The organism is Amycolatopsis sp. WAC 01375 (assembly GCF_003947325.1).
In the GTDB taxonomy this organism is placed as follows: domain Bacteria; phylum Actinomycetota; class Actinomycetes; order Mycobacteriales; family Pseudonocardiaceae; genus Amycolatopsis.
On sequence record NZ_QHHW01000022.1, the window covers coordinates 23,298 to 35,491 of the forward strand.

At 71.3% G+C, this 12,194-nt stretch carries 9 protein-coding genes; 5 read left to right on the forward strand and 4 right to left on the reverse strand.

Annotated features, from left to right (window positions below):
- The first annotated feature begins 254 nt into the window (after positions 1 to 254).
- Positions 255 to 2,348, forward strand: coding sequence for a primosomal protein N' (locus tag DL991_RS11030; protein ID WP_125783644.1), 2,094 nt, complete (start codon positions 255 to 257; stop codon positions 2,346 to 2,348).
- 72 nt (positions 2,349 to 2,420) lie between these two features.
- On the opposite strand, the gene DL991_RS11035 is transcribed toward DL991_RS11030, so the two are convergent.
- Positions 2,421 to 3,800, reverse strand: coding sequence for a pyroglutamyl-peptidase I (locus DL991_RS11035; protein ID WP_233598785.1), 1,380 nt, complete (start codon positions 3,798 to 3,800; stop codon positions 2,421 to 2,423).
- Between the two features lie 97 nt (positions 3,801 to 3,897).
- Here DL991_RS11035 and ggt point away from each other — a divergent pair, with 97 nt between their 5' ends.
- From ggt to DL991_RS11055, 4 genes are all read left to right on the forward strand, one after another.
- Positions 3,898 to 5,709 (forward strand): gamma-glutamyltransferase, encoded by a 1,812-nt coding sequence (gene ggt / locus DL991_RS11040; protein ID WP_125784000.1) that lies wholly within the window; start codon positions 3,898 to 3,900, stop codon positions 5,707 to 5,709.
- A gap of 180 nt (positions 5,710 to 5,889) precedes the next feature.
- Positions 5,890 to 6,816, forward strand: a complete 927-nt coding sequence (fmt, locus tag DL991_RS11045; protein WP_125783648.1) for a methionyl-tRNA formyltransferase — start codon at positions 5,890 to 5,892, stop codon at positions 6,814 to 6,816.
- Positions 6,813 to 8,249 carry an RsmB/NOP family class I SAM-dependent RNA methyltransferase gene (locus tag DL991_RS11050; RefSeq protein WP_125783650.1) on the forward strand — a complete coding sequence of 479 codons (1,437 nt, stop codon included), beginning with the start codon at positions 6,813 to 6,815 and terminating at the stop codon, positions 8,247 to 8,249. Before fmt ends, DL991_RS11050 begins: the two co-directional genes overlap by 4 nt.
- Positions 8,246 to 8,752 carry a flavoprotein gene (locus tag DL991_RS11055; protein WP_125783652.1) on the forward strand — a complete coding sequence of 169 codons (507 nt, stop codon included), beginning with the start codon at positions 8,246 to 8,248 and terminating at the stop codon, positions 8,750 to 8,752. Before DL991_RS11050 ends, DL991_RS11055 begins: the two co-directional genes overlap by 4 nt.
- On the opposite strand, the gene DL991_RS11060 is transcribed toward DL991_RS11055, so the two are convergent.
- From DL991_RS11060 to DL991_RS11075, 3 genes are all read right to left on the reverse strand, one after another.
- The gene (locus tag DL991_RS11060) at positions 8,749 to 9,873 is read right to left on the reverse strand and encodes a serine hydrolase (protein ID WP_125783654.1); all 1,125 of its coding nucleotides are present in this window, start codon (positions 9,871 to 9,873) and stop codon (positions 8,749 to 8,751) included. The genes DL991_RS11055 and DL991_RS11060 overlap by 4 nt on opposite strands.
- Positions 9,874 to 10,161: 288 nt before the next feature.
- A complete protein-coding gene (locus DL991_RS11070) occupies positions 10,162 to 10,821 on the reverse strand; it encodes a response regulator transcription factor (protein ID WP_125783658.1) in 660 nt (219 codons plus the stop codon).
- Positions 10,818 to 12,053, reverse strand: coding sequence for a sensor histidine kinase (locus DL991_RS11075; RefSeq protein WP_125783660.1), 1,236 nt, complete (start codon positions 12,051 to 12,053; stop codon positions 10,818 to 10,820). The genes DL991_RS11070 and DL991_RS11075 overlap by 4 nt, the downstream gene beginning before the upstream one ends.
- Between the last annotated feature and the right edge of the window lie 141 nt (positions 12,054 to 12,194).

The window sequence follows — 12,194 nt, forward strand, 5'->3', positions numbered from 1 at the left end:
TCCGTGAAGGCCTCCTTGCCTACCTTGAGGGTAGGGAAGGAGGCCTTCACTACGTCCAGGCCTGATGTGTGCGGTACCGGAGGTACATGAAGGGGTCCTTCACGGCACTCCGCAACGAAACGCGCCCCATCGCCCCGGACCAAAGGTGTAAAGACTGAGATGAAGGGGCCTTTCATTGCAAAATTTGCCATGAAAGGCCCCTTCATCTCATGCGGTGACGGGCAGTGGCGACAGAGTCTGGTAGAGATCACCGGGTGAGCAGCAGTCCCGAACCGACCCCGCTGTGGGACCTTCCGGAGCCTCCGAAAGCCGAGCCGGCGCGGAAGGCCAAACCGCCCCGCGCGAAATCCGCCAGCCGCCGCGGCGCGCAGAATCCCGCGCCCGAGAACCCGGTGGCGCGGATCGTCGTGGACATCCCGCTCACGCACCTCGACCGCACCTTCGACTACCGGATCCCCGAGAAGCTGCACGAAGCCGCCGTGCCCGGCTGCCGGGTGCGCGTCCGGTTCGCGGGCCAGCTCGTCGACGGGTACCTCGTCGAGCGCGCCGACACCACGGAGTTCACCGGGAAGCTCGCGTACATCGACAGGGTGACCTCCAGCGAGCCGGTACTGCCTCCGGCTCTGCACACGCTCTGCCGATCCGTCGCGGACCGGTACGGCGGCACGCTCAGCGACGTCCTGCGGCTCGCGATCCCGTCCCGGCACGCGAAAGTCGAGGCCGAGCCGCCCGCCGAGCCCGCGTCGACGCCGGAACCGCCCGAAACCACGGCTTGGGAGCGGTACCAAAACGGCCCCGCTTTCCTGGAGGCCGTCGCGGAACGGCGGCCGGCCAACGCCGTCTGGCAGGCCTTGCCGGGTGAGGATTGGCCGCGCCGCCTCGCCGAAGCGGCCACCGTCGCGGCTGCCGCCGGACGCGGGGTCGTCATGGTCGTTCCCGACCACCGCGACCTCACTCGTCTGCACGACGCGTGCGCCGAACTGATGGGCGCCGATTCCGTGGTCGCGTTGATCGCCGGGCTGGGGCCGGCCGAGCGGTATCGCCGCTGGCTCGCGGTGCTGCGCGGCGCGGTGCGGGTCGTCGTCGGCACGCGCGCGGCGATGTTCGCGCCGGTCGCCGATCCTGGCCTGTTCGTGGTGTGGGACGACGGCGACGACGTCCACCTCGATCAGCACGCGCCGTACCCGCACGTCCGCGACGTGCTGATGGATCGCGCGCACGCCGCGAAGGGGTCCATGCTCGTCGCCGGTTTCGCGCGCACCGCGGAGGCGCAGTTCCTGGTGGAATCGGGCTGGGCGCAGCCTCTCGTGGCGGCACGCCCCGAACTGCGGGCCGCGGCGCCGCGGGTCACCCCGGTCGGGGAGGACTTCGACGTCGCCAGGGACGAAGCGGCGAAGGCCGCGCGCCTCCCGTCGGTCGCTTTCGAGGCGGCCCGGCAGTCATTGGCGGGCGGATTCCCTGTCCTCGTGCAGGTTCCGCGTCGCGGATACGTCCCGGGCCTCGCCTGCGGCAACTGCCGGACGTCGGCGCACTGCCGCCGGTGCGCCGGTCCGCTTTCCCTGCCCGGCGGGCTGATCGACGGCGCGCCGAGGCCGCCCGCCTGCCGCTGGTGCGGTGTCCCCGAGACGAACTTCCATTGCGCCGCTTGCGGTTCCGTGCGATTGCGGGCGGTCGTCGTCGGCTCCAAGCGCACCGCGGAGGAACTGGGCCGCGCGTTCACCGGATTCCCCGTGCGGACCTCGGGCGCGTCGGAGGTTTTGGCTTCAGTGCCGGGGAAACCGGCGCTCGTGGTGTGCACGCCGGGAGCCGAGCCGGTCGCGGAAGGCGGCTACGGCGCGGCGTTGCTGCTGGACGGCTGGGCGCTGCTCGGACGGCAGGACCTGCGCGCGGGTGAGGAGACCTTGCGCCGATGGATGGCGGCCGCGGCACTGGTGCGGCCGGGGACCGAAGGCGGCCGGGTGTTCGTCGGCGCGGAAGCGGGTCTCGCGGTCGTGCAGGCGCTGGTGCGGTGGGACCCTGGCTGGCACGCGAGCCAGGAACTGGCAGAACGGCGCGAACTCGGCTTCCCGCCCGCGATGCGGATGGCGAGTGTCGAGGGCACCCCGGACGCGGTCGCCGGACTGCTCGACGATCTCGCCCTGCCGGAGACCGGCGAAGTGCTGGGCCCAGTGCCGCTCGGCGAGGTCGATGAGGACGGCAACGCCGAACGTGAGCGTGCTCTGGTGCGCGTCGCACGTCCGGACGGAAAGGCGCTCGCCGCCGCGATCCACGCGGCCGCCGCCCGCCGGGACGCGCGCAAGGCCGCCGAGCCCATCCGGATCCAGCTGGACCCCTTGGAGCTCATCTAGCCCCGCAATTCGGCACCTGGTTGCGATCCTTGCGCGTGCAACGATCGCAACCAGGTGCCGAATTGCGTGGGGTCAGAGGGTCGTGCCGGGGGTGGCGAGGACGTCGGCGCGCGCCGAAGCGCCCGGAGCGGGCGTAGCCGCCTTCGCGGCGGAGCCGCCGAGAGCGGCGGTGAGCAGGGTGACGATCTGCGAGGAGATCGCCGCCCGCCGTGCCTCGAAGTCGGCGTCGGTCAGCGCCGAAGGATCGGCGGGCGTGCCTAGGACGGGCGTGTGCAGGTGCCCGCCCGCGATCCCGTCCAGGCCGAGTCCCGTCCGCAGCCGGTTGCTCCGGTACATCGATTCATTCGACAGGTAGTTGCCGCCGCCACCGGAAGCGGCGATCTCGTCGGGCTTCGGCGAGTCCGTCCGGCAGACCGCCGTTCCCGCCCCCGGGTTGCCGCTGTCCGGCCAGACGCAGAACGCCTGGTTGTACAGCACCTGGTACGCCCCGGCGGGCGCGGCGAGCATCTTTTCGTACGGCAGCGTGGTTTCGATGAACTGGACGGCCGGCTGCGGCCAGCCGGCGGCGGGCGGGACCGCGCCGCGGACGGGCTCGTCGAGGTTGTCTGGCGAGCCACCGCGCCAGGCGCCGGCCCAGCGTTCGATGTCGAAGCGGCCGGGGCGGCCCTGGCTGATCGTCATGATCAGCTCCGGGCGGCGGAAGCGGTCCTTGAACGCCTGGCCGTAGGCCGCCTCGACGATGCCGGCGTCGAAGTAGCTCCACACCACCGGGAACGACACGGCCTGCACCAGGGCGGGCCCGGTCGGCGTCTGGATGACCTTGCCGTCCAGGTGCAGCGCGGCCGCGCCCGACGGGTTCGCGATGCGGACGCCCGCACCGTTGAGGGTGAACGGATCGAAGCCGCTCACCAGCACCCGGCGCAGTTTGGGGCCGGCAGGGAAGCGTGAGTTGTCGAGGCCGCGGGCGCCCACGTCGAACGTCTTGAGTAGTTCCGCGCGGGCGGGCGCGGACAGCGGGAAGCGCGGCGTCCACTGGCGCAGCGCCTTGCTCATTTGCAGGCGTGCCCAATAGAGCGGCCGGTCGTCGGCCTTGTCGATGCCGACGAGATCGGGACGGCGGCCCTGCGCGCGGTCGACGGCGGTCCGCCAGAGCCCGTCACCGGCGGTCTCCGCGAGCTTCTCGGCGCGCAAAGCGGTCTTGGTCGTGCAGAGGCGCGTCGTGAAGTCGGAGACGAGCTTGTCGAATCCGGCGAGCCGGACGAGTTCAGGGCCGACCGCCGGGCCACCGGACGGCATGGTCGCGGTGAGCCGCTTCTCCTCGACGGTGATCGCGGCGGAGTCGTCGAAGCAGGCACGCGCGTCGTCGGCTTGGGCGACGCCGGGGACCGCGAGGACGGGGAGGGCGATGAGCAGCGGAAGGAGCACGCCCCATCGCCTGCCGGGAGTCTTCATGGACCGCATTCTTCTCATCGAGGCCGGGCCGCACTACCGACGTTCGCAGGTCTGGCCGGGTCTTGTCCGGGGTGGACAGGCGGGGCAGACTCGCGCCATGGCCGCGCACAGAAGCACTCCGGTACGCATCACCGCAGTCACCGCGATCGCCGCCCTGGTCGGCGCCGCCGCGCCGGGTATCGCGGCGGCCGCCCCACCGACACCCAAGTCTCCGAGCGCCGTCGGCTATCTGGGCGCGGTGTCGAGTATCGACGCGGACGCGACCGCGATCGGCACGAAGATCCTGCGCGAGGGCGGCAACGCCGTCGACGCGGCCGTCGCGACAGCCGCCGCACTCGGCGTCACCGACCCGTTTTCCGCCGGGTTCGGCGGTGGCGGCTTCTTCGTCTACTACGACGCGCGCACCGGCAAGGTGCACACCCTCGACGGCCGTGAGACCGCGCCGTCGACGGCGAACGAGAACCTCTTCGTCGAGAACGGCAAGGCGATCCCGTTCCCCGAAGCCGTCACCAGCGGTTTGGGGGTCGGCGTGCCCGGCACTCCCGCCACCTGGGACGAAGCCCTGCGCAAGTGGGGGACCAGGTCGCTGGCGAAGGCGGTCAAGCCCGCCGAAGACCTCGCCCGCAAGGGTTTCACCGTCGACCAGACCTTCAACACCCAGATCGCGAACAACGCCGCCCGGTTCTCGGCGTTCCCGTCGACCCGGTCGCTGTATCTGCCAGGCGGGACACCGCCCGCGGTCGGCACGACGTTCAAGAACCCGGACCTCGCCGGCACGTACGCGCAGCTCGCCGCGAAGGGCACCGACGTGCTCTACCGCGGCCCGATCGGCGCCGACGTCGTCGACACCGTGCGGAAGCCGCCGGTCGACCCCGCGTCGACGCTGAACGTGCGCCCGGGCGACATGACGGCGGCCGACCTCGCCAATTACCGCGTCGTCGAGCGGAAACCGACCAAGACCAGGTACCGCGGACTCGACGTCTATGGCATGCCCGCGCCGTCATCTGGCGGGCTGACCGTCGGCGAGGCACTGAACATCCTCGAGAACACGAAGCTCTCGAAGCTGGAGAAGGCCGACTACCTGCACTACTTCCTGGAGTCGACCCGGTACGCCTTCGCCGACCGTAACCGGTGGATCGGCGACCCCGCCTTCGTCGACGTCCCGGCGAAGGAACTGATCAGCCAGAAGTTCGCCGACAGCCGTGCGTGCCTGATCGACCCCGCGAAGGCCGGGACGAGCCCGGTCGCGCCCGCCGACCCGCGTAAGCCGACGCCGTGTGTCGCGGGGGCGAACGCCGCGCCGACGCCGTACGAGGGCGAGAACACCACGCACCTCACGGTCGCCGACAGGTGGGGCAACGTCGTCGCCTACACGCTGACCATCGAGCAGGAGGGCGGGAGCGGCATCGTCGTGCCGGGCCGCGGGTTCCTGCTCAACAACGAACTGACCGACTTCTCCTTCACCCCGGTGACGCCGGGCGTACCCGACCCGAACCTCCCGGGCCCGGCGAAGCGGCCGCGTTCGTCGATGGCGCCGACCATCGTGCTCGACCACGGCAAGCCGTTCCTCGCCGTCGGCTCGCCCGGTGGCGCGTCGATCATCACCACGGTGCTGCAGATTCTCACCGGCCGTATCGACCGCGGCCTGAAGCTCGTCGACGCGATCGCCGAACCGCGTGCTTCGCAGCGGAACTCGGCGGCCGCGCAGGTCGAGCAGGCGTTCCTCGACCAGACCGAGGTGCTCGCGGCGCTGAAGGCCAAGGGGCAGGGCTTCTCGACGGCGCCCGCGGAGATCGGGGCCGCGACCGGTGTCGAGCGGCTGCGGGACGGCCGGTGGCTCGCCGCCGCCGAACCGACCCGGCGGGGTGGCGGCTCGGCGGCCGTCGTGCTGCCCTGGCCACCCAGGTAGGTCGTCGCTCACGTGCGATGAAGGGGCCTTTCATAGCAAAATTTGCTATGAAAGGCCCCTTCATTGCAGCCCTCGGAGCGCACGGGGACAGCGAGCGCGCCCCGGCGGCGGGGCCCTTCTAGACTGAGCGGCGATGTTCGCCCAGTCAGAGGTACCCGTCCCCCCGGCGGAGGTGCGTTGATGCGCCTCGTCTTCGCCGGCACCCCAGAACCCGCCGTCCCGTCGCTGCGGGCGCTTCTCGCGTCCGAACAGCACGAGGTCGTCGCCGTGGTGACCCGTCCGGACGCGCAGGCGGGCCGCGGCCGCCGGGTCGTCCGGTCCCCGATCGGCGCGCTGGCCGACGAGCACGGGATCGAGGTGCTGACCCCGCCGAAGGCGAGCGACCCCGCGTTCCTCGCCCGGCTCGCGGAGATCGCCCCCGACGCGTGCCCGGTGGTCGCGTACGGGGCGCTGCTGCCCCAAGCCGCGCTGGACATCCCGGCGCACGGCTGGGTCAACCTGCACTTCTCGCTGCTGCCAGCGTGGCGCGGCGCCGCGCCGGTCCAGGCCGCGATCCGCGCCGGGGACGAGATCACCGGCGCCTCGACCTTCCGCATCGTCAAGGAGCTCGACGCGGGACCGGTCTACGGCGTGATCACCGAGCAGATCACCGACGGCGACACCGCCGGGGAACTGCTCGCCAGGCTGGCGGAGTCCGGGGCGAAGCTGCTCGTGTCCACGATGGACGGAATCGCCGACGGCACACTGCGCGCGGTCGAGCAGACCGGTGACGGCGTGAGCTACGCGCCCAAGGTGACCGTCGAGGACGCGCGCGTGTCGTTCGCCGACCCGGCCACCGCGGTCGACAGGCAGATCCGCGCGGTCACGCCGGAACCCGGCGCGTGGGCGGAGTTCCGGGGCGAGCGGCTGAAGCTCGGCCCGGTGACGGTCGTCGACGAGCCGGGGCCCCCGCCGGGTGAGCTGGTCGTGGAACGCAAGCGGGTCCTGGTCGGCACGGCGTCGAAGCCGGTGCGGCTGGGCGAAGTGCAGGCGCAGGGGAAGAAGCGGATGGCGGCCACCGATTGGGCGCGCGGTACGAGGATCGAACAAGGAGAGCGCCTGCAGTGAACGAGCGTAGGGAACGCCGGCCGTCGAGGCCGGAGCGAGGCCGCCCGGGCCCGCGTAAAGAGGGGCCCAGCCGCCCGCCGCAGATCGACCCGGCCCGGCAGGTCGCCTTCGACGTCCTGCGCGCGGTCCGTGAAGACGACGCGTACGCGAACCTGGTGCTGCCGCAGCTGCTGCGCAACCGCCGGATCTCCGGTCGTGACGCGGCGCTGGCCACCGAACTGACCTACGGCACCTGCCGCGCGGTCGGCATGCTGGACGCCGTCATCGAGGCCTGCCTCGACCGGCCACTGGCCAAAGTGGACGCCATCGTGCTGGACGGGCTGCGGCTCGGCGCGTACCAGCTGCTGCGCACCCGAATCCCCCAGCACGCCGCCGTCGGGTCCACTGTGGACCTCGTTCGCGCCGAAGTCGGTTCCTGGATCGCGGGTTTCGTGAACGCCGTGCTGCGCTCGGTGTCCGAAAAGGACGAAGAGACCTGGCTGAACGAGCTGGCGCCGGACGAGGCCGTCGACCCGATCGGCGCCTACGCGCTGAGGACGGCACACCCGCGCTGGGTCGCGCGTTCGTTCGCGGAAGCCTTGGGGGACAAGGGTCCTGAGCTGAAGGCCGCCCTCGAGGCCGACGACGACCGTCCCGACGTCCACCTGGTCGCCCGGCCCGGCGAGATCAGCGCCGACGAACTGGCCGCCATCACCGGCGGTGACGTGGCGCCCTACTCGCCCTACGGTGTCCGGTTGCCCGCGGGCTCCGGCGACCCCGGCGACATCGAGCCGATCCGGGAAAAACTGGCCGCGGTGCAGGACGAGGGCAGCCAGCTGTGCGCCGTCGCCGTCACGAAGGTCCCGCTCACCGGCTCGGACGAGCGTTGGCTGGACCTGTGCGCGGGCCCGGGTGGCAAGGCCGCGCTGCTGGGCGCGCTGGCGTCGATCAGCGGCGCGACCGTCGACGCGGTCGAGAAGGCGCCGCACCGCGCGAAGCTGATCGAGAACGCCGTCCAGGGCCTGCCGGTGACCATCCACGTCGCCGACGGCCGCGAGTCCGGTCTCGAACCGGGCTATGACCGCGTTCTGGTCGACGCGCCGTGCAGCGGGCTCGGCTCGCTGCGGCGTCGCCCGGAGGCACGCTGGCGCCGTCAGCCCGGTGACATCTCGGACCTGACGAAACTCCAGGGCCAGCTGATCACCGCGGCGCTGGACCTGGTCCGGCCCGGCGGTGTCGTCACCTACGTCGTCTGTTCGCCGCATCTGGCCGAGACCGAAGGCGTCGTGGGGGAGACCGCGCGCCGCGCCGGTGCCCAGATCGTCGACGCGCGGGAGTTCTTCCCGGGGGTCCCGCAGCTCGGCGACGGCCCGTACGTCCAGCTGTGGCCGCATCGCCACGGCACGGATGCGATGTTCTGCGCCGTCCTGCGGAAGCCGGACTCCGCCGGGTGAGCAGGGTCCTCGGCCTGGTCGCGAGCTCGTGCGGCGGACTGGACACCCGGTTCGCCGCGGAGCTCGCGAAACCGGCCGCGGACCGCGGCTGGGAGCTCACGATCACGCTGACCCCCACCGCGGCCCGCTGGCTGGAAGAGACCGGCGGGCTCGGCGACCTGGAGAACTGCACCGAGCTGCCGGTCCGCAGCACCTCCCGGCTGCCGGGCGAACCCCGGCCGCATCCGGATCCCGCGGTGTTCCTGTTCGCGCCGGCGTCGGCCAACTCCGTGGCGAAACTGGCGCTGGGCATCGCCGACAACCAGGCGCTGACGCTGCTCGGCGACGTCCTCGGCACGCCGGGGATCACGATCGTGCTGGGCTACCAGATCCAGGACACACGGGTGCACCATCCGGCGTGGCGGCGCCATCTCGACACGCTCGCCTCCGCCGGGGTCGCCACCGCGAGGCTCAGCCCGGAGGCCTCATGGACCTCCGTGCTGGACCTGCTGCCGTCGGTTTAGCGGGCGCAGAACCCGGTGTCCAGCGCCTTGGTGAGGTCGTCCTCGACCTTGGGCGGCGCGGGATTCAGGTTCACCACGACGTTCACCCGCCTGCCGTGCGGGACGGCGCCCGACAGGTTCGCATAGCCGACGATGTTCCCGCCGTGCCCCCAGAACGTGCCGCCGCACGACAGCGGGACGGACGCGATGCCGAGACCGTACTGCGCGCCCGGGAGCCCGACGGGCGCCGGAATGGTGCGCTGCATCTCCGCCAGCTCCGCGCGCTGCAGGAGGCGGCCGTCGACGAGTGCGCCGTAGAACCGGTTCAGGTCCGCACCGGTCGAAATGAGCCCGCCGGAGGCCCCGGCGGCCGACGGATCGAATTCGGTGTAGTCGGTGTGACCGCCGGGACCCGGCGCGTAACCCCTGGCGTGCGGGTGCGGCAGGCCTTCGTCGCCTCGTGACGGCAGGGAGGTGTCGCGCAGGCCGAGCGGCTTGGTGATCCTGCTCCGGATTTCGGTGGCGACGGAACGACCGGTGAGCTTCTCGATCAGCATCCCGGCGATGATGTAGTTCGTGTTGGAGTACGACCAGTTCGTACCGGGCGCGAACAGCGGCGGATGCGCGAGGCCGATCGCCACCAGCTCCTCGGGCTCGGCACCACGGTGGCGCCACTCTTCGAGGTCGAGGTCGCGGAGGTAGTTGTAGATCCCGCTGGTGTGCTGGAGCAGCTGCCGCACGGTGATCTTCGTGCCGTCGTTGCCGTTCCCCTTGACGAGCCCGGGCAGATACCGGTCGATCGGCGTGTCCAGCCGGACCTTCCCTTCAGCGACCAGTTGCAGCACCACGACGGCGACGAAGGTCTTCGTGATACTGGCCGCCCGGAACTTCGAACCGTGCGGGAACGGCGTCCCGGTCTCGACGTTCCCGACGCCTTCGCGCTCCGACCACGTGCGCCCGGACGGGCTCGTCACGGTCGCCTGCGCGCCGGGAACGCCGTCCCGCACCAGCGTTTTCAGCGCTCGGTCGACGTCGTGATGGGCTCCGGACACGGCGAGCGCCGGGGTGGCCGTCGTCGCGGCGAGCAGCGCGACCAGGGAACCGGTGGCGATGATCTTCTTGCCTGGCAAGGATTTTCGCATGGATGCCAAGTTAGAGAGGCTTGGGTGCGGTGGCCATGGGGCGTGCCCCCACGTCATACTGAGGTTTGCCCTACTTTCGGGGTACGGGCGACCGCTTTCGGTGCTCCCGATGTGGCATTGGGGTCGCCGAGCGTCCCCAATGCCACATCGGGAGCACCGCGGCCGGACCACGAACCTCACCCGAGCGCCCTGCCGCGGCGCGTGTTGCGAAAGCCACTTTCGCAACCTTCAACGTTGCGAAAGTGGCTTTCGCAACACGGCCGGGCGTGGCGCTCGCACACCGAGAGGTCAGCGCAAGCTGTGCCCCGGCGCGACGACGCCGGTCTCGTAGGCGAACACCACCGCCTGGCTGCGGTTCGCCGCGCCCAGTTTCCCGAAGATGTTGCCCACATGGGTCTTGACGGTTTCGAGGCTGATCACCAGCTCGGCCGCTATGTCCACATTGGACATCCCGGTGGCGATGAGCCGCAGCACCTCGGTCTCCCGTTTCGTCAGCGAGGACGGCCGTGGAGCGAGGCCGGACGGCGCCGGGCGCGCGGTGACCATCCGCCGGATCGCGTCGGGGAACAGCAGTGTCTCCCCGGCGGCGACCGTGCGGATGGCGTGCGCGAACTCCTCCTTGCGCGCCCGCTTCAGCAGGAACCCGCTCGCCCCGGCGAGCAGCGCGTCGTAGACGTAATCGTCGTTGTCGAACGTCGTGATCACGAGGACCTTCGGCGGTTCGGCCACCCCGGCCAGCACCCGCCGGGTCGCCTCGATCCCGTCCACTCCCGGCATGCGCACGTCCATCAGGACCACGTCGGGACGCGTCCGCCGGACCAGGCCGACCCCCTCGCCGCCGTCGCCCGCCTCGCCGACCACCGTCAGATCCGGCTGGTTGTCCAGCAGCGAGCGCAATCCGGCGCGCAGCAGCGGTTCGTCGTCGACGATCAGGACGCGCAGTGTCATGAGTGCGACCGTAGCGGGATCGTGGTCACCAGCCGCCACAGCGGTTCCCCGTCGACGGCGGGCCCCGCGACGAGCTCGCCGCGCAGCGCTTCGACACGTTCGGTGAGCCCCGGCAACCCGTTGCCGCCACGGCCGGAAACGGCCGCGTGCGCCACGAGCGGGTTCACGATCTCGATCCGCAACGCGTCGGCGAGGACCGCGACCCGCACGGAAACCGGGCCGGGATGGGCGTGCCGCAACGCGTTCGTCAGTCCTTCTTGGACGATCCGGTACGCCTCTCGCGAAAGGGTCGCCGGCAGTTCCGCGGCGGGGCCGGTCAGCTCGTAGTCGATCAGCGCGCCGCCGGATCGGGCGCGTTCGGCCAGCGTCGCGGCCTCGATGAGCCGCCGTTCGGGTTCGCGGGACGACCGGTCCTCCCGCAGCAGGCCGAGTACGTGGTCGAGGTCTTCGAGCGCCGCCCGTGAAGACTCCTCGATGGTGCCCAGTGCCTTCCGCACCAGCTGCGGTTCGGAGTCGACCAGTTCGGCGGCCGCGGCGGCCTGGATGGTCGACGTCGTCAGCGTGTGGCCGATGGAGTCGTGCAGTTCGCGCGCCAGCCTGTTGCGCTGCTCGAAGTGATTCGCCCGGACCTCGGCCGCGGCGACGCGTTCGGCGGCCGAGGGGCCCAGCAGCGCGACCGCGCCGTACTGGAAAAGCCTGGTGAAACCGATCAGGACGTACGCGATGAGGACGAGTGTGACCAGCGCGAGCGGCAGCGTCCACAGCCCGCCGGTGCCGGGTTCGACCGTCACCCGTTCCCCGAAGACCTCGATCGGGCTGCCACCGCCTCCCGTCCACACCGCGGCGAACACGAAGCCGAGCATCAGGAAGGAGCCGAGGCCGAACAGCACCCAGCCGAGCGCGGTGTGCACGACCAGCCATGCCGCCGAGCGCCAGCGCTCCGGCCAGGCGATCTTCGTATTCGGCAGTGGCTGCGCGATCCGGGTGCCCAGCATCTGGTTCGCGAACCAGATGCCGACGCGCCGCATCGGTCCCGGCAGCCCGGCCAGCGCGACCAGGACACCCATCGAGAGCATCCCGTAGACGAATTTCAGCCGTACGTCGCCGGGGATCAGCACGGCGGGGATGAGCGCGATCGGGAACGGCACCGCCGTCATCACCATGCCGAGCAACCCGAACGGCACGCTCCGATAGCTACCGATCCGCACCAGCGGTTTGAGGGGGTTGACCATGACCGGAACGCTATTCGCCCCGGCCGTGCGCGCACCTCCCACCGGGGTGCCATTTCCCGTCATCCTCAAGACCGGCGGGGCGGTCACAGCCGGTTAGCGGGCGTTAGCGGTGCCCTCCTACACTCGGGCGCGTGGCTCACC